At 73.9% G+C, this 22,053-nt stretch carries 15 protein-coding genes; 10 read left to right on the top strand and 5 right to left on the bottom strand.

The features are described from left to right. Positions 1-49: 49 nt before the first annotated feature. Entirely contained in the window at positions 50-1,021 is a 972-nt protein-coding gene (locus ABEB09_RS03460) for a GDP-L-fucose synthase family protein (RefSeq protein WP_345686965.1), read from the top strand. A 7-nt stretch (positions 1,022-1,028) separates the two neighbouring features. On the opposite strand, the gene ABEB09_RS03455 is transcribed toward ABEB09_RS03460, so the two are convergent. Next, complete coding sequence (locus ABEB09_RS03455) at positions 1,029-2,594, bottom strand: exopolysaccharide biosynthesis polyprenyl glycosylphosphotransferase (RefSeq protein ID WP_345686963.1); 1,566 nt, start codon at positions 2,592-2,594, stop codon at positions 1,029-1,031. A 266-nt stretch (positions 2,595-2,860) separates the two neighbouring features. Between ABEB09_RS03455 and ABEB09_RS03450 the strand changes: the two genes are divergently transcribed. Next, positions 2,861-3,451, top strand: coding sequence for a hypothetical protein (locus tag ABEB09_RS03450; RefSeq protein ID WP_345686961.1), 591 nt, complete (start codon positions 2,861-2,863; stop codon positions 3,449-3,451). Between the two features lie 300 nt (positions 3,452-3,751). Further along, complete coding sequence (locus tag ABEB09_RS03445) at positions 3,752-4,255, top strand: hypothetical protein (RefSeq protein WP_345686959.1); 504 nt, start codon at positions 3,752-3,754, stop codon at positions 4,253-4,255. Between the two features lie 7 nt (positions 4,256-4,262). Here the strand turns inward: ABEB09_RS03445 and ABEB09_RS03440 are convergent, their stop codons facing one another. The 4 genes from ABEB09_RS03440 to ABEB09_RS03425 form a co-directional block, all read right to left on the bottom strand. Further along, positions 4,263-5,249 carry an asparaginase gene (locus ABEB09_RS03440; protein ID WP_345686957.1) on the bottom strand — a complete coding sequence of 329 codons (987 nt, stop codon included), beginning with the start codon at positions 5,247-5,249 and terminating at the stop codon, positions 4,263-4,265. Between the two features lie 206 nt (positions 5,250-5,455). Next, a complete protein-coding gene (locus ABEB09_RS03435) occupies positions 5,456-7,417 on the bottom strand; it encodes an ABC transporter ATP-binding protein (protein WP_345686955.1) in 1,962 nt (653 codons plus the stop codon). 214 nt (positions 7,418-7,631) lie between these two features. Further along, positions 7,632-8,267, bottom strand: a complete 636-nt coding sequence (locus tag ABEB09_RS03430) for a TetR/AcrR family transcriptional regulator (protein WP_345686953.1) — start codon at positions 8,265-8,267, stop codon at positions 7,632-7,634. Positions 8,268-8,321: 54 nt separating this feature from the next. Further along, positions 8,322-12,338: a type I polyketide synthase gene (locus ABEB09_RS03425; RefSeq protein WP_345686951.1), complete on the bottom strand. Its 4,017-nt coding sequence runs from the start codon at positions 12,336-12,338 to the stop codon at positions 8,322-8,324. Between the two features lie 314 nt (positions 12,339-12,652). Here ABEB09_RS03425 and ABEB09_RS03420 point away from each other — a divergent pair, with 314 nt between their 5' ends. The 7 genes from ABEB09_RS03420 (at position 12,653) to ABEB09_RS03390 (ending at position 21,955) form a co-directional block, all read left to right on the top strand. Next, entirely contained in the window at positions 12,653-13,678 is a 1,026-nt protein-coding gene (locus ABEB09_RS03420; protein WP_345686949.1) for a hydroxyacid dehydrogenase, read from the top strand. 6 nt (positions 13,679-13,684) lie between these two features. Further along, entirely contained in the window at positions 13,685-15,091 is a 1,407-nt protein-coding gene (locus ABEB09_RS03415) for a dipeptidase (protein ID WP_345693826.1), read from the top strand. Positions 15,092-15,135: 44 nt separating this feature from the next. Next, positions 15,136-16,122 (top strand): 2,3-diaminopropionate biosynthesis protein SbnA, encoded by a 987-nt coding sequence (gene sbnA / locus ABEB09_RS03410; RefSeq protein ID WP_345686947.1) that lies wholly within the window; start codon positions 15,136-15,138, stop codon positions 16,120-16,122. A 538-nt stretch (positions 16,123-16,660) separates the two neighbouring features. Beyond that, positions 16,661-17,686 (top strand): 2,3-diaminopropionate biosynthesis protein SbnB, encoded by a 1,026-nt coding sequence (sbnB, locus tag ABEB09_RS03405; RefSeq protein ID WP_345686945.1) that lies wholly within the window; start codon positions 16,661-16,663, stop codon positions 17,684-17,686. Positions 17,687-17,756: 70 nt separating this feature from the next. Continuing rightward, positions 17,757-19,037 (top strand): phenylacetate--CoA ligase family protein, encoded by a 1,281-nt coding sequence (locus ABEB09_RS03400; protein WP_345686943.1) that lies wholly within the window; start codon positions 17,757-17,759, stop codon positions 19,035-19,037. Between the two features lie 3 nt (positions 19,038-19,040). Beyond that, entirely contained in the window at positions 19,041-20,912 is a 1,872-nt protein-coding gene (asnB, locus tag ABEB09_RS03395) for an asparagine synthase (glutamine-hydrolyzing) (protein ID WP_345686941.1), read from the top strand. A gap of 32 nt (positions 20,913-20,944) precedes the next feature. Next, positions 20,945-21,955: an aspartyl/asparaginyl beta-hydroxylase domain-containing protein gene (locus ABEB09_RS03390; protein WP_345686939.1), complete on the top strand. Its 1,011-nt coding sequence runs from the start codon at positions 20,945-20,947 to the stop codon at positions 21,953-21,955. Positions 21,956-22,053 lie beyond the last annotated feature (98 nt).

Below are 22,053 nucleotides of genomic sequence, written 5' to 3'. Positions count from 1 at the left end.
TCGGGTGTGGTGCATTACATATCGGTGTGTTGCGGGCAAACTCGGCCACATGGAAGATCTCCTCCCCCCACCCGCCCGGGTGTACGTCGCCGGCCACCGAGGACTCGTCGGATCCGCGGTGGTGCGCCGCCTGACGGCCGACGGATACGACGTACTCGCCCGGACCCGTTCCGAACTGGACCTGCGCGACCCGGCCGCAACGGCCGCCTTCCTGCGGGAAGCCCGGCCGGACGCCGTCGTCCTGGCCGCGGCGAAGGTGGGCGGCATCATGGCCAACAGCACCCGCCCGGTGGAGTTCCTCGAGGACAACCTGCGGATCCAGCTCAACGTGATCTCCGCCGCGCACGAGGCCCGGGTGGGGCGCCTGCTGTTCCTCGGCTCGTCGTGCATCTACCCCCGGCTCGCGCCCCAGCCGATCCGGGAGGACGCCCTGCTCACCGGCCCGCTGGAGCCGACCAACGAGCCGTACGCGCTCGCCAAGATCGCGGGCATCACGCAGGTGCGGTCCTACCGGCGGCAGTACGGCGCCTCGTACGTCTCCGCGATGCCGACCAACCTCTACGGGCCCGGGGACAACTTCGACCCCGCGTCCTCGCACGTCCTGCCGGCGCTCATCCGCCGCTTCCACGAGGCGGCGCGCGACGGGCTCGACGAGGTCGTGCTCTGGGGGAGCGGCACGCCCCGCCGCGAATTCCTCCACGTCGACGACCTCGCCGAGGCGTGTCTGACCCTGCTGCGCCGCTACGACGACGAGGTACCGGTCAACGTCGGCTGCGGCGAGGACCTGACGATCCGTGAACTCGCCGAGATGGTCGCGGACGTCGTGGGCTACTCCGGGCGGATCGCCTTCGACCCGTCGAAGCCGGACGGCACCCCGCGCAAGCTGCTGGACGTCTCGCGCATGACCGCGCTCGGCTGGCGGCCCCGGATCGCCCTGCGGGACGGGATCGCCTCCACGTACGCCGCGTGGCTCCGTACGGAGCAGCCCGCGGTCGCGGCCCGGGCGGCCGTCGTCGCCTGACCGCCCTTCAGTACGCTCCGCGCCCGTCCAGGACGGCGCGGAGCGTGCGGCCCACGATCGTCATGTCCCAGCCCCACGACCAGTTGTCCACGTACCGCAGGTCGAGCGAGACCGTCTCGTGCCACGACAGGTCCGACCGTCCGCTCACCTGCCACAGCCCGGTGAGCCCGGGACGGACGCCGAGCCTGCGCATCTCCACCGCGTCGTAGTGCGCGACCTCCTCGGGGAGCGGCGGCCGCGGCCCGACCAGCGACATGTGGCCGAGCAGCACATTCACCAACTGGGGCAGCTCGTCCAGCGAGGAGCGGCGCAGGAACCGGCCGACCGGGGTGACGCGCGGATCCTGGCGCAGCTTGAACATGTGCCCGTCGTGCTCGTTCACCGTCGCCAGTTCGTCCTTCAGCCGGTCCGCGTCCACGACCATCGTCCGGAACTTCCACATGGCGAAGGGCCTGCCGTGCCGGCCCACCCGTGTCTGGCGGTAGAACACGGGCCCCGGCGAGCCCGCCCGTACCGCGACGGCCAGCAGCACGAACAGCGGTGCCAGCGCCGCCAGCAGGAGCAGCGCGCCGACGCGGTCCGTCGCCGCCTTCAGCAGCGGCGGCAGGCCGCGGGCGTGGTGCGGCGGCGGTGCGACGTCCAGCAGTGTCAGCCCGGCCGCCGAGGCGAGCCGGACCCTGCGCCGGGCCACCTCGACGACACCCGGGAGGACCATCAGCGGACAGCCGCGGTCGTGGAGCGTCCATGAGAGCCGCCGCAGCCGGTCCCCGGACAGGCGGCTGCCCGCGGCCACGAACACCAGGTCGACGCCGAGGGCCTCCACGGCCTCCGTCACGAGCCGGTCGTCGCTGCCGAGGGCGCCGGTCGGCTGCTCCGCCCCGAGCCCGCCACCGGTGGCCACGTGCGGCTGCTCCGGCACGAGCCCGGCACCGGTCGCCTCGCCCGGCTGGTCCGCCACGAGCCGGACGGCGACCGGTACGCCGGAGAGCACGTCCCCGTCGCCGACGACGGCCACCCCGACGGCCACGTACCCGTGGTCGGTGCGCTCGGCGAGCTGCCCCACCACGGTGTCCACCGCCGCCGCCTCCCCGACGACGAGCACCCGCCGCAGCGCCTGCGCGCGCCGGCGTACGGACCGCAGCCTGCGGTGCAGCGCCTTGCGGCACACGGCGGTGACCAAAAGGGGAGGGGTCAGGGCGAGGAGGACCGCGGCGGACGGAGTGCCTCCCGGCCCCCACACGGCCCGCAGTGCGGCCAGCACGCCGAGCAGCACCAGCCAGTCCCGGACCACCGGTCCCAGCGGGGCGCCCTCGTCCCAGGTCCACGGCACGTACCGGTGTGCCACCGCGCCCACGAGCAGCCAGACGGCGGTGACCACCAGCGCCTGGTGCGGGACGTGGCTCTCCCCGGCCGCGAGGAGCGCCGCCCCCGTGGGCAGCGCCACCCCGACGGAGTCGGCCAGGAGCGCGGCCGGCACGTACCAGCCGGGCGTCGGGCCCCTGCGTACGGATGCTCGCCGTGGCGTGACGGAGACGGCCTGTCCTGCGGCCTCGGAGCTGCTCAGACGCCTCATATGACTGGTTATATCAACTGACCTTCACTTATGTCGTACTTCTGCCTTTGCGTCGCGATGGTCCTTACTTCACCTGCCCGGAGTTGTTTCGCCCTCGGATGGCGTAGGGAGCGGAGCGGTGAGGGGCGGAGCCGGTCAGCTTGTGCGACGGTCGGGATGCCCGGCAGCGGACAGGCGTTCAAAGTCGCACCGCAGATCGACTGCGGGCGTGGCGGTCCGCGAAGGCCGAGGCCCAGAACATCGAAGACCTGAAGGAGAACCCGTCCATGCGTGTAACCACTCGAGCCAAGGCGTCGTCGAGGCGCGCGAGGCTGGGAGCGCAGCTCCTCGGCCTCGGTCTGACCTCCGCGCTGGCAGTCGGCTTCGCCGCCCCGGCCTCCGCCCAGCCGCTGGATCCCGGGAGCCCCAGCGCGTCCGGCGAGCAGCCGATCGAGGTGGAGAACAACCCGAACTTCGGCAACATCCACACCATTGACCCGGAAATCGACGAGTTCGACTGTGACGTCACGGTCAAGATCGAGGCGCCTCCGAACGAGGACCTGCCGGAGGGGACTGACCCCTCGGGGCTGATCACCATCTCCAACGTCAGCGAGGACAACCAGACCTTCGACTTCACCGTCAACGGTGAGTTCGCGGCCATCGGTGTCATCGTCAAGGGCGGGCCGAACGCCAACCTGTTCGACTACCGGCCCGAGGGCATCGGATCGGACCAGGACCTCCACGCCCCGCTCAACGAAGAGACCAACGACCCCGACGACTACTACGGGCTCAGCCACGCCGAGTTCTGCCTCGTCGAGGACGACTACAACGGCAACGGCAACGGCGGCAACGGCAACGGCATGGGCGCCGGCGCCTGACCGCTGACGTCCTGCAGTGGAGGCCCGGGGCATCCCGGGCCTCCTCTCACGTGTACCGGCGTCGGCCGTTAGGGTGAAGCGGTGCCGTTGAAGACCGGGTTGTTCGAAGGGGTCGCGCCACGCGTCCGCGGTCACCTCCGGCGCGGGGAATGGCTGCCCGCCGAGGGCGACAGGCTTGCCGCGGAGGCCGTGCTCGGTCGGCTCACGGCGGCCCTTCCCGGTGCCGCCCGGGCTAGGGAGACCGAGGCGCGGCAGGTGGCGCGGCGACTGCAGCGGGGGCTTCGCACGTTGATCCATCACGTGGAGGACCGGCCGGTCACGCCGCTGATGGCCGAGGTCCTGACGGGCATCGCGCAGTGCCTGGTCCCGTGGTACGTCAGCCCGAACCCCCCTCCGGCCGCGGCGGCGCCCTCCTACGGGAGGTCCGCCTGGGTGACGGGCGACATGGAGGAAGAGCGGCGCATGGCGGCCTTGGGCGAGGCGCTCCGGCCGCATCTCGTGAGCCTGCTCCAGGACATCGCGCGGCCGATTCCCCCAGAGGCGCGGCCCCGTACGCCGAGCGCCGCCCCGTGGAGCCTGCGCCACGAGGGCCGGCTCGTGCGCCACCGGCGGGAACCGGGGGTCTGGACGGCGACCCCCGTCTCCTGCCCGGCGTGCGGGCTCCAGGGACCCTGGTCGTTGACGTCCGACTGGCGGTCGCTCGAACTGGTCTGCGACTGTGGGGCGTCGTGGACGGAGCACGGTCTGTCGCTCGTCGGGGTGTGCCTGACGGGCGGGGTGATCGAGGCGTTCCAGACGCCGTGACCCGCGGCTACCGGCCGCTCGTGGCCCCGGTCAGGTCGCCGAACACCTCGGCCACGCGGGACCGGTCGGCGCCGTCGGCGAGGAGGGCGTGCAGCAGCAGGCGCGCCTTGCGGGCGTCGAGGACGCCGGCCGGTACGAGGCCGCGGCCCAGCAGGTCGTACTCGGAGCCGGGGCCCCGGTAGGTGTGGCCGAGCAGCGGGCCCGCACCGGTGCGGGACGCGAGGACGACGGGGATGCGGGCGGCCAGCGCGGTGAGCCGCTCGACCAGCCACGTCGGGGCGTGCCCGGCGCCGAACGCCGCGACGACCAGGCCGTCGAAGCGGTCCTCCACGCCGTCGAGGAGCTCGCCGCGGTCGCCGAGCGTCAGCTCGGCCAGGGCCACCCGTACGGGCGTACGCAGCCGCAGCGGCCGCGCGACGACCCGGCGGGCCGGGCGCAGCAGCAGCCGGGGGCGGCCCTCCACGACGACGCCCAGCGGCCCGGCACCCGGGGACGCGAACGTCGCGACGGACGTCGTGTGGGTCTTGCGGACGAGCCGCGCCGAGTGGATCTCGTCCGCGAACACCACGAGGACGCCGAGGTCCCGGCAGCCGGGGTCGGCCGCCACCGCGAGGGCGGCGGCGAGGTTCGCCGGGCCGTCCTCTCCGGGCGTGCCGGGGCGGCGCATGGCGCCGGTCAGCACGATCGGGGTACGGGCCGCACACAGCAGGTCCAGCAGGAAGGCCGTCTCCTCCAGCGTGTCGGTGCCCTGGACGACGACGACCCCGGAGGCGTCGGCCGACGCCTCGTCGATCCGCCCGGCCAGCTCGGCCAGGTCGTCGAACGACAGCGACGAGCTGGGCAGCCGCCGCACGTCGCTCAACTCGACGGTGACGCCCGGCACCCCCGTACCCGCCAGGATCTCGGCACCCGTGAGACGTTCCGCGTCCGCGACTCCCCGCGAGGAGATCGTGCCGCCCAGAGTGAACACCCGAACCACGCGCGATGCAGTCATGTGCCCCAGCCTGTCAGGGCGTTCGACCGCGTCGGCCCTCGGGGTCGCGTGGCCCGGCCGGTCAGCCGAACCAGCGGGGGCCGAAGCATCGGGCCATGGAGCGCGGATGCCTCGGAGCGTGACCGCTCGGTGCCCACACCGTGCGCCTCGGCCGGCCCCGGCACGCTTCGCCGTCGGGACTGCCTCGCCCACCGTGTCGGGCCGGCTCACGCCTGTGGTTCGGGGGCCGGGTGGTGCGTCGGGGTGTGTCCACGGTCGTTCTGGAGCTGCCAGAGTTCGCGGAACAGGCCCGGGGCGGTGGCGAGTTCGTCGAAGGTGCCCTGCTGGACGATGCGGCCGTGGCGCATGACGACGATGCGGTCGGCGACGGCGACGTTGGTGAGCCGGTGCGTGACGAGGATGACGGCGCGGTCCTGGCCGATCTTGCGCAGCCCGGTGAAGATGCGGTGCTCCGCGCGGGGGTCGAGCGCGGACGTCGGCTCGTCGAGCACGAGCAGTCCGGCGGGGCGGTGGAAGGCGCGGGCGAGGGCGATGCGCTGCCACTGGCCGCCGGAGAGCTCCACGCCGCCCCACCACTGGCTGGCCAGCAGGGTGTCGAGACCGCTGCGCAGGTCGTCGACGACCTCGTGGGCGCCGGACCGGGTGGCGGCCTCCAGGACGGCGCGGTCGCCGTCGCGCGCGGGCTGCCCCAGGGTGATGTTCTCGCGTGCCGTGAGCGGCCAGTGGGCGTAGTCCTGGGGGACGACGGCCGTCTGCGTCCACAGCGCCTGCGGGTCGAGGTCGCCCGTCGGCGTGCCGTCCCAGGTGACGGTGCCGCTCGTCGGGAGGTACAGCCCGGTGAGGAGTTTGCTGAGGGTGGTCTTGCCGGAGCCGTTCTCCCCGACCAGCGCCACGACCTCGCCCCGGCGCACCTCGAAGGTGACGCCGTCGAGGGCCGGGCGGTCGGCGCTCGGATAGCGGTACGTCAGCGCCTCCGTGCGGATGGTCCGGGGCGGCGCGGGGGTCAGCGTGCCGCGCCGCATGCGGTGGCCGCCGGCCTCCTCGATGAAGTCCGCCCAGTCGTCCAGGTACAGGCCCGTGCGGAACAGGCGGGTGCCGTAGCCGACCATGCCCTGGAGGGAGGTGCCGACGGTGCGCAGGGCGAACACGGCGGTGCCGCCGGCGGCGACGGTCATGTGGCCGGTCGCCAGCAGTGCGAGGAGCGCGGCCCACACGAGCCCGCCCGCGAGACCGCCGACCAGCGAGCCGAGCAGGGCGTAGCGGGCGCTGCGGTGGACGGCCCGGTCGGTCGCCCGGTCGACGCGCTCGCCGATGGTGCGGTAGCGGTCGAGGAGGAAGCCGGCCATGGTGCCCGAGCGGAGCTGGTCGGCGATGTCCTTGTCGATCATGTACCAGCGGAGCAGCGACAGGGTCCGGCGCTCGGCGGACACGGCGCGGCTGTTCTCGTACTGGACGCGGGCGCCCTTCATCCCGGCGACGCCCTGCGGCAGGGCCGCGAGGAAGAGCAGCGGCAGCAGCACCGGGTGCAGGACGGTGACGACGCTCGCGGCGGCGATGAGGGACGCGACGCAGGCCATCAGCTGCTGCGACTCGGTGACGAGGTCCCGGGCGACGTCGGCGCCCCGGTCGGCGGCGTCCCACCGGTCGTTGAAGCCGGGGTTGTCGTACGCGGCGAGTTCGGCGTGGATCGCCGCGTCCAGCATCTCCATCTCCGCCTCCCGCGAGATGCGCGGGGCGAGCCGGGCGGAGATGTTGGTGACGGCGATGCCGAGGAGGGCGCGCAGCCCCGCCGCGCCGGCCAGGACGGCGAGCGACGGCGCGGCCTGCCACAGACGGTCGGCGATGTCACCCGAGGAGATCAGGGCGCTGATGGTCGAGGTGGTGGCCAGCAGCCCGAACGCTTCGAGGAAGGCCGAGGCCGCCTGGCAGACGAGCAGCGCCACCACGGCCCGGCGGTCCACCTTCCACGCGAGCGTGAACGCGCGGCGGACCAGCTGCGGGAGACGGCGCGCCATCGAGAGGGTCGTGATCGGCTGCCGCTGGAGCGCGGCGAGGGTGGGGGAGCGGAACCGTAACTCCTCGGTGGGGCGTTTCGCCGGTTCCTCGGACGGTTCCTCGTTCTTCGCCGGTTCGTCGTTCTTCGTGGGCTCGGTGCTGTGCGCGGTCACGGGCAGGACGCTCCCCTCGGTCGTGTGGTGCCGTACGGCTCCTCAACACTGGCGCGGGGGGCGGGTGTTCGCGCGGGATTTTCTGCCGGTTCGCCCGGGTGAGGGAGCGCGCGTCCCGCTCGCGACCGGTCCGGCCGGACGCGGCATGCCGCGGTGAGACCCCTGTGCGGGGAGCCTCACCGCCGCATACGAGCCGGGCCGGGGCCGCGGCCGGTCAGCGCGGTTCGCGGTAGCCGAGGATGCCGGTGAGGACGACCCGCAGGATCGCGCGCAGTTCGACGTGCAGCGGCGGCTTGCCCTCGTCCTGCGGCGACCAGCGGTAGAGCGCGCCGAGGTAGCAGTCCCGGAGCATGTGGCCGACCTGCTCGGAGTCGATGTCCGGGGCGACCCGGCCCTGGCGCTTGCCCAGTTCGATGATCGTGGTGAAGATCGAGGCCGTGTACGGCTCCTCGTGGAGCGGGCGCCCGGCCTTCACCCACGCCTCCAGCATGACGGGGGTGATGTCCCGCTCCGCCTCGTTGAGCTGGGCCAGGGCGGCCATGCACCGCTCCAGGTGGACGGTGACGTCGTCGGTCGCGTGCAGCGACTCCTCCATGATGGAGTTCAGCCTCTCACTGCGTCCCTCGGCCCAGGCGGTGACCAGGTCCTCTTTTCGCTGGAAGTAGTTGAAGAACGTGCCGCGCGCCACGTCCGCGCGATCCGCGATCTGGTCGATCGTCGTTCCGTCGTACCCCTGCTCGGCGAAGAGTGTGAGCGCGGAGGTGTAGATCGCGTGCTTGACGCGCTGCTTGCTCCGCTCCCGGCGTCCCAGTGGACGCCCCGCTTCCGTCTGAGGTGTATGGATGGCCACGGCACGGCCTCGCTCTCACTGCACTTGTTTTCCCTGCCAGAACCCATATTTATACTAGGGTACATCTATGGGTTGCCGTCTGGGTTCGTTGCCGTGAACGGCCGGATCGGCACCCTCGAGCGCCGTGACCAGGTCGCCGATGCTCTCCTTGCCCAACAGCCGCTGGACGGCCACCTCCGTGCCGTGGCTCGCCCGCAGCCTGCCCCGCAACTGCAGGGCCATCAGCGAGTCGAGGCCCAGTTCGCGCAGGCTCATCCTGGGGTCTATCCGGTTCGCCGGCGTGCCCAGGACGTAGGCGGCGTGGTCCAGGACCGTGGCGGGGGCGGGCCGCGCCGCACTGGCGCATTCGCCTCGCCGCTCGCCGGCCACCGCACGCTCCGGCTCCCCGGCCGGCTCCGCCGTCGGGTCCTCGGCCGACTCCCAGCTCGGCTCCCCCTCCGGCCGCCCGCCCGGCGCCGCGTCCGGGAGCCGGCGCATGCCCACGCCCCGGAACTCGGCGGCGACCCGCCCGTCCGCGGCGACCAGCAGGATGTCCGCCCGGCCACCGTCCCGGGCGTCCTGCGCGGCGGGTGACGGCGCGAACCGCGCCACCGACCAGTACGTGCCGTCCAACGGGCCCGAGAGCCGCACGCTCTCGAAGGACTCGGTGAGGAAGACGCACGTGGCCGCACCCGGGCCGCCGGAGTGCGGCCACGCGGCCACGACCGGCAGCAGTCCGGCCTCCAGCGCGGCGGCCCCGCCGGCCGAGGGGACACCCACTCGCGCCACGGCCCCGCCGGCCGGCGGGACGGCCACCCGGGCCACGGCCTCGCCGTCGCGCCGCCAGACCTGACCCACCGTCCGCAGCGCCTCGCCGATGCGGTACCCCCGCGCCTCGGCCCGCCGGTAGAACTCGCCGCCCGGCACGTACTCCGTGCACCGGGTCAGCGCCAGGTCCAGCTCCCGCAGTCCGTCCGACCCGTCCTCCCGGCCTCCCGGCGACGCGCGGAGGAACCCCGTCAGCCATGGACCCGCGCCCGGTCGTGCGGCCGGCGCGACGGTGAAGCGATACAGGCCGGGCGTGTCCTCGGGCACGAGCGTGATGCGGGCGACGGCGTCCAGGGCGTCCGGCAGTTGCGGCGGCTCCGCGCCGAAACGTATCTCCTCAAGGGTGAACTCGCCGTCGGGCAGGACGTCCCGGGCCAGTTCCGTGATCGCGCCGAAGTACACGGGCGGCGGTACGGGACGCAGCCCGCGGACCTCCAGGCCCTCGGCCACCCCCGCCAGGCCGAGGCGGCGCAGGGCGACGTCCCTGCCGTACGCCCCCGGACGGGCCGGGGCGGGCGCCGCGTCGTACGCCCGGCGCGGCGCGGGCTCGGGCACGTACCGCTCCTCGTCCCACGCGTACAGGGGCAGCGGCACGCGGGGTGCGGCGCCGGATTCCGGCACGCCGTGGAAACGGTCCCAGTCGACGGGGACGCCCAGGGTGAAGGCCCGCCCCAGGGCCCGTACGGCCGCCGACGTGCCGTCCTGCTCCTTCAGCAGCGTGGGCACGCCCGTGCCCGGCAGCCCTGCGGCCGCCTCCACGTCCCGCACGGCCTGGACCAGTACGGGGTGCGGGCCGACCTCCACGAACACCCGGTCGCCGGCCTTGGCCGCGTACTCCACCGCTTCCCTGAACCGGACGCGCTGCCGCAGGTTCTCCTGCCAGTACGCCGCGTCGAGGGCCGCGTCCCGCACCGGTTCGCAACGGGTCGTGGAGTACATGGGGGTGTGCGGGGCCGTGGGCCGCAGGTCCCGCAGCGCGGCCCGCAGGTCGTCCCCTATCTCGTCCATGACGGGCGAGTGCGAGGCGACGTTCACGCGGACGACGCGGCAGAACGTGCCCTGCTCGTCCAGCCGCGCGGCGATGCGCTCCAGCGTGGCGGTGTCGCCCGCGAGGACCGTCGCCTCGGGCCCGTTCTCGGCCGCGACGCACACCCCGTCGCCGTACGCGGAGGCCAGTTCGCGGGCCTCGGCCGCGGGCAGCTCCACGGAGAGCATGGCTCCGCGCCCCGCCAGCCGCTGCATCAGGGCGCTGCGGCGGCAGATCACGGCGGCGGCGTCCCGCAGGGACAGCGCCCCCGACACGTACGCCGCGGCCGCCTCGCCCATGCTGTGCCCGATGCAGAGCGCCGGGTCCACGCCCATCTCCCGCCACAGTGCCGCGAGCGCGACCTGGACGGCCCAGAGCGTGGGCTGCACGGTGTCGACCGTGTCGGGGAACCCGCCGTCCTCGGCGTTCAGCACGTCGAGCACGGACCAGCCCGTCTCCTCCCGGACAGCGGCGTCGCACTCCGCCATGGCCGCGCGGAACGCCGGTGACGAGCGCAGGAGGTCCCGTCCCATCCCCGCCCACTGCGAGCCCTGGCCGGCGAAGACGAAGACCGGCTCGCGGTCCGTGGTGAACCCGGCCTCGCCCGTGCCGCCGTAGGGCGACTCGCCGCCGTCGGCCAGCGTGCGCAGGACCGAGGCGACTTCCGCGTGTGTCGTGCCGACGGCCCACAGGCGGTACGGGTGCGCGTCGCGGCGGGTGGCCGCGGTGCGGCAGATGTCCCGCAGCGCGGTGCCGTGTCCGGGGCCGCCCGGCTCCAGGTGGGCGGCGTAGCGGGTGGCGAGTGCGCGCAGGGACCGCTCCGAGCGGGCCGACAGGACGAGCAGGTGCGGGGCGCGCCGGGCCTCGTCGCGCTCCTTCGCGGTCGCGGGGGCGGACGGGCGCGGGCTCGGCCCGGCCGCGTCGGCGACGTACTCGCCGATCACCACATGGGCGTTCGTGCCCGAGATGCCGAAGGAGCTGACCCCGACGACCGCAGGCCCGCGGTCCGGGTCCAGCGGGGTGTTCTCCGTGACGACCCGGACGGGCAGGTCCCCGTCGCGGAGGAGGTCGTGGGGCGTGGCGCAGTGCAAGGACGCGGGCACCAGTCGGTGACGGACCGTCAGGACGGCTTTGATGAGGCCCGCGATGCCGGCCGCCGCCTCCGTGTGCCCGATGTTGCTCTTCACGGAGCCGACGAGAAGGGGGCGTGCGACCGGGCCGCCGGAGCCGTAGAACTCGGCGAGCGCGCGCAGTTCCACGCCGTCGCCGACCACCGTGCCCGTGCCGTGTGCCTCGACGTAGTCCAGGCGCGCCGGGGCGACGCCCGCGCTGCGGCAGGCCTCACGCAGCATGTCCACCTGTCCGGGCACGGCGGGCTGGAGCAGCAGGCCGCTGCCCTGGCCGTCGTTGGTCACCGCGCTGCCCTTGAGGACCGCCAGCACCGGGTCGCCGTCGCGGACGGCGTCGGGCAGGCGCTTGAGGAGGACGGCGGCGACGCCCTCGCTGCGGACGAAGCCGTCGGCGTCCGCGCTGCCGAACTTGCAGCGGCCGTCCGGCGACAGCATGTGGCCCTGCGAGTAGGCGATGGAGTCGGTGGGGGAGAGCAGCACGTTGACGCCGGCGGCGACGGCGATGTCGCTCTCGCCGGTGAGCAGGCTCTGCCGCGCCGTGTGCACCGCGACGAGGGAGGAGGAGCAGGCGGTGTCGAGGACCACGCTCGGCCCGCGCAGGTCCAGGGCGTAGCTGAGGCGTCCCGCCGTGACCGCCCGGAGCCTGCCGCCCGCCATGGCGCGTACGTCCGCGACGGCCGCCTCGCCCGTCGTCTCGGCGTACTCCGACGTGGCCTGGCCCACGAAGACGCCGCCGCGGCGGCCCGCCAGCGACGAGGGCCGGATCCCCGCCTGCTCCAGCGCCTCCCACACCACCTGGAGCAGCAGCCGCTGCTGCGGGTCCATCGTGCGGGCCTCGCGCGGCGACAGGCGGAAGAACGCCGCGTCGAACGCGTACACGTCGTCGAGGAATCCGCCGTGCCGTGACACGGTCCTGCCCGGGGTGCCGGGTTCCCCGCTGTAGTGCGGGCCCACGTCGAACCGGTCCCCGGGGATCGGTGTGATCGCGTCGACGTTGCCGCGCAGAAGGTCCCAGTACGCGTCCACTCCCCGAGCGCCCGGAAACCTGCACCCCATGCCGACGACGGCGACGGCGGGCACCCCGCTGGTCTCGCTCTGGCTCGCCACCACGTACCCCTTTCGGTAATCGGGTTCAAACATGCATGCCGAGCCAAACTTATTCTTCAGTTTTGCACAAGGGGGGTCAGGGCGGGTTTGCCCGGTTTGTCAGGCCGATTTTCGGTCGTTACGTCCGAGTGGCTGGCCGAACTGCTGCGGAATCGTGCGCTCCGGTCAAAAGTGCACTTGCGTACACGGATGAGTCTTGGTCTATGGTTGCATCGCAGCTCATGAACGCCGGGCGTGATCCGCTCCGGCGCACCCCCGGCGGGGACACGCCCCCCACCCTCGGGGTGTCCCCGCCCTCATTAGGAGATGCCGTCATGCCCAGACCTGTGGTGCTGGTGAGCGATCCGCTGCCGGACGACGCGCTGGACCTCCTGCGCGCCGCGTGCGAGGTCCGGAGAACCGACGGAGGCGACCGGACGCGGCTCCTTGCCGCCGTCGCCGATGCCTCCGTGCTGGTCGTGCGCAGCGGCACGCGGGTGGACCGCGAGGTCTTCGCCCACGCGCCCCTGCTGAAAGGCGTCGTACGCGCCGGGGTGGGTCTCGACAACGTGGACACCGCGGCCGCGGACGGCGCGGGCGTGTCCGTCGCCAACACGCCCGCGGCGAACGCCGTCAGCGTCGCCGAGCTGACCGTCGGCCTGGCCGTCGCCCTGGCACGGCACATCCCCGAAGCCGCGCAGCACGTCCGCCGGGGGGAGTGGAACCGCTCCGCCTTCAAGGGCGGCGAACTCGCCGGCCGCACCCTCGGCGTGCTGGGCCTCGGCCGCATCGGCCGCCAAGTCGTCCGCCGGCTGGCCGCCTTCGACATGACCGTCCTCGCGCACGACCCGTACGTCGCCGACGACGACTGCCGGCGCGCCGGCGCGGAACCGGTCACCCTCGGCGAACTGCTCGCCCGAAGTGATCTCCTGACGGTCCATCTGCCGAGGACCGCCGAGACGGAGGGCCTGATCGGCGAGCGCGAACTGGCCCTGGCGAAGCCCGGGCTCCATCTCGTGAACACCGCACGCGGAGGCATCGTGGACGAGGACGCCCTGGCCCGGGCCCTCAAGGACGGGCGCGTCGCCGCCGCGGCGCTCGACGTCTTCGCCGTCGAACCGCCCCGCGACTCCCCGCTCCTCGGCCTCCCCAACGTGCTCCCCACCCCGCACCTCGGCGCCGGCACCGCCGAGGCCCAGCACCGCGCCGGGCACGAGGCGGCACGCATCGCCCTGAGGATGCTGGAGTCGCGGGGCCTGCTGGAGGCCGGAGGGCCCGGAGGAACGGGCCGTCCCGCGGCGCCCGGCCGCACCGGGCCGGAACGGGTCCCGTTGGCCGGGACCGGCGCGCGGGGGGTGTGAGCCGTGGTGCGCACGACCTCCACCCCGGGCCTCGACGCCGGCCCCCGCCTCGACCCCGCCCGGTGTGCCGACGCCGTCCAGGCGCTGATGCCGCGGCTCCGGCGCGAGCTCGCCGAGTTGGTGGCCCTGCGGTCCGTCGCCGGTGACGGGCCCGAGCCCTCGCCGGACTGCGAGGCCGCCGCGCGATGGGTCGCCGACGCCTTCGCCGCCGAGGGGTTCGCCGTACGGCAGCTGCGCACCGACGACGGCAACGCGACCGTCATCGGCCGGCTGCCCGGCCCGCCCGGCGCCCGCGAGGTCGTGCTGTACGCGCACTACGACGTCGTGTCCGAGGGCGACGCCGACCGCTGGACCTCACCGCCCTTCACGCTCACCGAGCGGGACGGCCGCTGGTACGGCAGGGGCGCGGCGGACTGCAAGGGCAACCTCCTCATGCACCTCGCGGCGCTCCGGGCCCTGCGGGCCGCGCGCCCCGAGGGCGGCCCGCCGCCGGTGTCGCTGACCGTGCTCGTGGAGGGCAGCGAGGAGCGGGGCAGGGGCAGCCTGGAACGGCTCCTCGCCGAGCGGCCGGAGCTCATGGCGCCCGACGCCGTCCTCGTCGCCGACTCCGGCAACTTCGAGGCCGGCGTGCCGACGCTGACGACGTCCCTGCGCGGGATGGCCGTAGCCGAGGTGACGGTGTCCACGCTGCGGGGCGACCTGCACTCGGGACAGTTCGGCGGGCCGGTGCCCGACGCCATGACCGCGCTCGTCCGGGTCCTCGCGTCCCTGCACGACGAGCACGGCGACACCGCCGTCGCCGGCCTGGAGCCGCCCGTACCGCCCGCGGACCCGGCCGACTACCCGGAGGACCGGCTCCGGCAGGACGCCGGACTGCTCGACGGCGTCCGCCTGATGGGCACCGGCTCCCCCGCGCAACGGCTGTGGACGCGGCCCTCCGCGACGGTCCTGGCCATCGACGGGCCCGCCCCGCACGAGGCCGTCCCCGCCCTGCGGGCCTCCGCCAAGGCGCTGGTCAGCCTGCGCCTCCCGCCCGGCACCGACCCGGCGCACGCGCACGACGTGCTCGCCGCCCACCTGCGGCGGGCCGTGCCCTTCGGCGCCCGACTGGACATCACGCGCATCACCACGGGTGCGTCCTTCCGCGGCCGCACCGACGGGCCGGCGCACCGCGCCATGAGCGACGCCATGGCCGAGGCGTACGGGCGCGAGCCCCTGGTCATCGGCGCGGGCGGGTCCATCGCCCTGTGCAGCACCCTGCAACGGCTCCACCCGGACGCGGAGATCCTGCTGTTCGGCGTGGAGGACCCCGAGGCGCGCATCCACGCGCCCGACGAGAGCGTGAATCCCGGCGACATCGCCGCCACAGCCCTTGCGGAAGCGCTTTTCCTGGACCGCTTCGCGCACATCTGACGAGGCGCTGACCCAGCGCCGCCCTTCGGTGGAACGGGGAATCCGTGATCTTCCAGCACGCGCACGAAATCATCACCGACGACATATTCGTCAGGCTCGACGGACTCGTCCCCGGCAGCGAGTCCTTCCTCAAGATCGAGGGATGGAACCCGGCCGGCTCCATCAAACTGAAATCGGCCGTGGGCATGGTCGAGGACGCCGAACGGCGCGGCCTGCTCTGGACCGGCGGCCGCATCATCGAGTCCTCGTCCGGAAGCCTCGGCATCGCCCTGGCCATCGTCGCCGCCGCCAAGGGCTACGCCTTCACCTGCGTGACCGACCCCAACATCTCCCCGCAGAGCCTCGCGCTGATCCGCGCCCTGGGCGCCGAGGTCATCCAGGTCGACGAGCGCGACGCGAACGGCGGCTTCCTCGGCACCCGTATCGCCCGCATCCGGCGGGAACTCGCCGCCGACCCCAAGCTGATCTGGCTCAACCAGTACGCCAACCCCTCCAACCCCGACGCGCACGCCCGCTCCACGGCGACGTCGATCCTGCGCCACATCGGCCGGGTCGACCGGCTCTTCATCGGCGCCGGCACCACCGGCACCCTGATGGGCTGCATCCGCCACTTCCGGGCCTTCTCGCCCAGCACGAAGATCATCGCCGTGGACACGGCCGGGTCCGTGACCTTCGGCCACCCGCCCGGCCCCCGCCACATCCCGGGGCTCGGCACCAGCCGCCGCCCCGAACTGTGCCGACCCGAGGCCGTCGACGACGTCGTCCTCGTCCCCGAGACGGACGCCATCCGCATGTGCCGCCGCCTCGCGGCCGAACGGGGCCTGCCCGTCGGCGGCTCCACCGGGTCCGTGGTCGCCGCGGTGGAACGTCACGCCCCGCTCATCCCGCCCGGCGCCCGCGTCGTGGCCCTCTCGCCCGACACGGCGGACCGCTACATCCACACCGTCTACGACGACGCGTGGGTCGCCCGGACCTACGGCCCCGAGACGCTCGCCCACATCCGGGACGAGGGCCACCCCGTGCCCGCCTGACCCGGCCCCGTACCCGGCCGGCCCGCCGAGCCGTACCCGGCCCCAGCCCCGGGCCGTGCCCGCCCGAGCCTCCGGCCCCGTGCCGGGCTCGCCCCGCCCGAGCCTCCGACCTCCGGCCACCCCCGACACCCGCCCCCGCCCCCGACCCCGCCCCGGCCTCGGGCCACCGGCCTCCGGCCCACGACCCCCCGCCGGCCTCCGACCTGACCGCCACCCCGGACCCATCCCCGACCGCCCCAGCCTCCGGCCTCCGGCCCGACCGAGCCCCCGGCCTTCCCGACGCCCGACCCCGACCCCTCCGACCCACGATCCCCGGCCCCAAGGGCCGGCCCCGCGTCGGCTTGTCCCGGCCCGTACCGCCCGACCCCGCCCGGACCCCTGAACCGGGCTGCTGCCCGGCCCGAGTCGCGGCTCGTGTCCGGTGCGACCGCCGATCCGTGTGTGGTCCGGGTCCCCCGGCCCGTGCCCCGGCGGTCGCGCCGCGTGCCCGGCTGAAACCCCGTGCCCCCCGACCCGCCCCAGCCCGACGGAGAACCACATGACTTCGCAGCAGCGCCCCTTCGACTTCCAGGTCGTCGGCGGGGCCGCCATCCGGTCCCTGATCGCCGACTCCCGTACCGACATCGTCGACACCGTCCGCACCGCCTACCTCACCCACCACGACGGTGACTCCGTCAACCCCAACAGCTACTTCCTGCGCTTCCCCGACAAGCCCGACGCGCGGATCATCGCCCTGCCCGCCTACGTGGGCGGCGACCACGATGTCGCCGGCATCAAGTGGATCGCCAGCTTCCCCCAGAACATCCACCGCAACATCCCCCGCGCCTCCGCCGCGCTGCTCCTCAACGACTACGAGACGGGCTACCCCTTCGCCTGCCTGGAGGCCTCCCAGATCAGCGCGGCCCGCACCGCCGCCTCCGCGGTGCTCGGCGCCGAGGAGCTGCACGGCGGGCGCAGCGCCCGGCAGATCACCGTCGTCGGCGCCGGCGTCATCGCCCGCAACATCGTGGAGTTCTTCGACGCGCAGGGCTGGACCGCCGAGCGGTACGTCGTCCACGACCGCGTCCCGGCGTACGCGGACGCCCTGCAGCGCCACGTCACCGCGCTGGGCCACCGGGCCGAGCGCGAGGACGACTTCGAACGGGCCGTCGACGGCGCCGACGTCGTCGTCTTCGCCACCACGGCCGGGGAGCCGTGGGTCACCCGGGCCGGGACGTTCACCGCCGGGCAGACCGTCCTGAACGTGTCCCTGCGCGACCTGGCCCCCGAGATCATCGCCGAGTCGCAGAACATTCTCGACGACATCGACCACTGCATGACGGCCAACACCTCCCCGCACCTGGCGGAACAGGCCTACGGCCACCGCGACTTCCTCGACGGCACCCTCGCGCAGGTACTGCGCGGTGACGTCAAGCCCGACCGGGACCGGCCGCGCGTGTTCTCCCCGTTCGGCCTCGGCATCCTCGACCTCGCCGTCGGCCTGCGGGTCTACCGTGCCGCCGCCGCACGCGGACTGACCGTCACCGTCCCGGACTTCTTCGGCGAGACGGAGCGCTGGGCCTAGCCACGCCGCTTCACCCCGCCCCAGGACCCGCAGCACAGCCGGGCCACCGGCCCCGATGAGGAGAACCTCCGTGACCACAGCCTCCGCAGTCTCCGCGCCCTCCGGCGCCCCCCTGTCCGGGCACCCCGCGTGGGGTGCCGAGCACGCGGCCGACATCGCCGCCCTCGCCGCCCGGTACGCCGAGCGCTTCACCTGGTACGGGCGGCTGCTCGACGCCCGCGGCGTACGCGGCTCGGGCCGCCTCCGCGACCTGCCCGTCGTCGACCCGGGCCTGCTCACCGAGCACTACTACACCGCCGAACACCCCCACCTCCCCGACGCCTCCGCGTACCACACCTCCGGCACCTCCACCGGCCGGCGCAAGCGCATCCTCTACAGCCCCGCCGACGACGACGCCTACGTCGCCCAGCGCAAGGCGCTGTTCCAGGACTTCGCGGGCGACCTCGCCGCCGGCTCGACCGCCGTCGCCGACCTCGGCACCGGCCACGCGGCCGCGTCCGCCCGCCGGATCTTCGAGGAGATGGGCTTCCTCGCCCGCGACATCGACTTCCAGCTGCCCGTCGAGCAGCACGTCGAACGGCTCAACGCCTGGCAGCCCGACGTGCTGTTCACGATGCCGATGATCCTCGACCGGCTGATGCGCTCACCCGGCCTGCGGATAGCGCCCCGCCGCATCATGGTCGTCGGGGACCTCGCCCCCGAGAATTGGCGCCGCCGCGTGGCCGGCCACTTCGGGATCGGCTACGGCGACGTCCTCGACCTCTTCGGCAGCATCGAGATCGGCGCCATCGCCCACCACAACGCACGCACCGGCCTGTACCACTTCCACGACCACATCCTCCCCGAGGTCGTCCCCCCGCAGGAGCTGTACGCGGACGAGCCCGGCGGCACGGCGGGCGGCGGCAGCGGCGCCCTGCTGCTGACCTCCTTCACCCGCGCCTACTTCCCCGCCCTGCGCTACGTGACCGGCGACATGATCAGCGGACTGCGCACCCTCACCGTCGACGGCCGCACGGTCTACGCCTTCGAGCGCATCGAGGGCCGCCTCGGCGGCGACTTCAAGCACGGCGAACGGATCAGCAACCACGACGTCTGCTCCGCCATGGCCGAGGTGTTCCCCGGCGCGCCCTTCGAGGTCGCCAACGACGACGGACTGCGCATCCGCGTCGTCCGCGAGCACGTCACGGACGAGGAGCTGACCGCCGTACGCCGGCTGCTGCGCGCGGCGTCCCCCGACGTCGCCCAGATGATCGACTCCGGCCTCGTCGGCGACATCGACGTCGTCGCCGTCCCCGCCGACGCCATCCGCTCCGACCACGCGAAGCGCCGCTTCGACGTGAAGGAGGGCTGAGCCGTGTGCGGCATCGCCGGAACCGTCACCTTCGGCACCACCGGACCCCTCACCGGCTTCCCGGCCACCGCCTGCGCCGCCATGGCGCACCGCGGCCCCGACGAGGAGGGCTACCACCACGACGCGCGCGCCGCGCTCGGCATGTGCCGGCTCAAGGTCATCGGGCTGGCCGACGGCTCCCAGCCCGCCTACAGCGAGGACCGCGGCATCGTCGTCGTCTTCAACGGCGAGATCTACAACCACCGCTCCCTGCGCCGCTACCTCGCGGACCGCGGGCGGCCCGTGCGCGGCGGCAGCGACGCCCACATCCTGCCCGTCCTCTACGACGAGCTGGGCGAGGACTTCGTCGACCGGCTCCACGGCATGTACTCGATCGCCGTCCACGACACCCGCACCGGCCGGCTGCTGCTCGTCACGGACCGCGTGGGCAAGAAGCCCCTCTTCTACAGCCGGCTCGCCGACGGCACCGTGGCCTTCGCGTCCGAGCTGAACGCGCTGATGCGCCACCCCGGCATCGACCGCGCCGTCGACCCGCTCGCCGTCGACCAGTACCTCTCCTACCGCGTCGTGCCCGCCCCGCACACCATCTACCGGGACGTGCGCAAGGCCGAGCCCGGCACCGTCCTCACCTTCGAGGCCGGGCAGCCCGAGAAGCGACGCCGCTACTGGCAGTTCGACTTCACCGCCGACCCGGCGGAGGCCGCGGACCCGCGCCGCGCCGTCGACACCGTCGACGCGCTCCTCCAGCGGGCCGTCGCCGACCGGCTGGAGGCCGAGGTGCCGCTGGGCGCCATGCTCAGCGGCGGACTCGACTCCAGCCTCGTGGTCGCCGTCGCGGCGCGGCAACTGGGCCGCCCGATCCACACGTTCTCGGTCGGGTTCGAGCACGACGCGTTCGACGAGTCGGCGTACGCGCGGGCCGTCGCCGAGCACTGCGGCACCGTGCACCACACGTACCGCATCGGCGTCGCGGACGCGCGGCGGTCCGTCGACCGCATCCTCACGCACATGGGCGAGCCGTACGCCTTCCCCTCGGCGATCGCCGCGGACTGCATGTACCGGCTGGCCCGCGACCACGTCACCGTCGTCCTCACCGGCGACGGCTCCGACGAGATCTTCGCCGGCTACCGGCGCTACCGGCTCTTCCAGGACCTGCCGCACATCGACCCGGCGTACGCGGCGAAGGTCGACGCCCAGGCCCTGGCGGCCGGCGACGGCGGCATCGCCGACCGCTACCAGGCCATCCTCGTCGACGGCGTGCGCGGCGGCGTCAAGGACCGGCTCTACAGCCCCGCCTTCAAGGCGCTGCTGCCCGACCACCCGGTCAACCATCTGCGCGACCGCTTCGCCCGCACCGGCGCCCACCGGCCCGAACTGGACCGCGTGATGCAGGTCGACTGCGGGTTCTGGCTGCCCGACGCCCAGCTCGTCAAGATCGACCGGATGGCGATGGCGCACTCCGTCGAGCCGCGCAGCCCGCTCCTGGACCACCGGCTCATCGACTACGTCACCCGCATCCCGGCCGCCGCGAAGCTCGTGGACGGCAACGAGAAGGTCCTGCTGAAGCAGGTCGCCGCCCGGTACGTGCCGGACTCCGTCATCCACCGGCCCAAGCAGGAGCTGGCCGTCCCGCTGGAGAGCTGGCTCGGCTCGGCCCTGCGCCCCGCCATCCAGGAGACGCTCCTGTCCGAAGCGTCCCTGGAGCGCGGCTACTTCGCACCGGACGCCCTGCGCGCCTTCGTCACGGCGTTCCGCCCCGAGCACACGTACGCCCTGTGGACGCTCTACATGCTCGAACGCTGGCACCGCCTCCACACCGACGCCGAGGCGTTCCCGGAGCCCGCGGCCTCCCTCCAGCCGGCCGCCACCCGCTGACGCCTCCCGCACCCGGACCGAAAGGACCCACCATGACCACCGCCCCCGTCCACACGGCGGCCACCGTCGCCATGCCCGCCGAGGCCGCGCGGCTGAACGCGACGTACGACCCCGAGCGGCTGCTCGCCGAACTCGACGCGGTCCGGAACCGCACCTGGGAGAAGCAGCGCGTGTACTCCGAGACCGGCGTCGGCGCCGCCACCGACGTCGACTGGCGCTGCCTGGCGCTGCGCAGCCCCGGCGGCGACGGCACCCGCACCGACCCCGGCGGTCCCGGCCCCCGCGACTTCGCGCCCACCGAGTGGCTCGACCGCATGCCGTACGTGCGCGAGGTCCTCGACTCCATCCCCGCACCGCTCCACGCCGTCCGCTTCATGGCGCTGGGCACCGACACCGTCGGCATCGACCACACCGACCCCAAGTACGGCCCGCGCTGGGGCGTCGCCCGGCTCCACGTGCCCGTCACCACCAACCCCCGGGCGCTGCTCGTCCTGGACGGCGTCACCCACCGCTGGCAGCCCGGCGAGTTCTGGTTCGGCGACTTCAGCCGCGTCCACCACGTCGAGAACACCGGCCCCGAGCCCCGCGTCCACCTCGTCGTCGACGCCCTGGTCACGCCCGGCCTCGTCCGGGTCTTCCCCGAGGCGTGGCAGGAGTACTTCGCCTCGGGTGAAGTCCTGTACAACCGGCCCTCCTGCGGCCAGCGCGCCGAGGAGCGGGCCCGCCTGGAGTGCTCCTTCGACGTCCCCGCGACGTTCCCGCTGTGGGAGGAGGACGGCACCCTCGACGTGGACCAGCCCTGGACGCGGGTCTCCGTCCGCGACGACGGCACCCAGCTCGTCCTCGACCAGGGCACCGGGCAGCCGTACGCCCTCGTCCACATCGACGCGAACGAGTACCGCCTCGCCGGCTGGAGCGAGGAGCGCACGCTCCAGCTGTTCCTGGAAGGCCGGCAGCCGCACGCCGTACTGCGGATCCGCGACGGCCGGTCCGTCACCGAGCGGTCGGTCCCGGCGGTGCCGGGCCGCACGGACGGGCGGTGACCATGACCGCGCAGCCCCCCGGCAGGACCCCCGCCCTGCTCCTGATCACCGACCTCGTGGTGATCTGCCGTCACCTCCAGCTCCTCACGGACGCCGAG

The sequence above is a fragment of the Streptomyces coeruleoprunus genome, assembly GCF_039542925.1.
GTDB lineage: Bacteria > Actinomycetota > Actinomycetes > Streptomycetales > Streptomycetaceae > Streptomyces > Streptomyces coeruleoprunus.
Note: the sequence above shows the minus strand (reverse complement) of the source record. Positions and strands in the feature narration are given on the sequence as shown.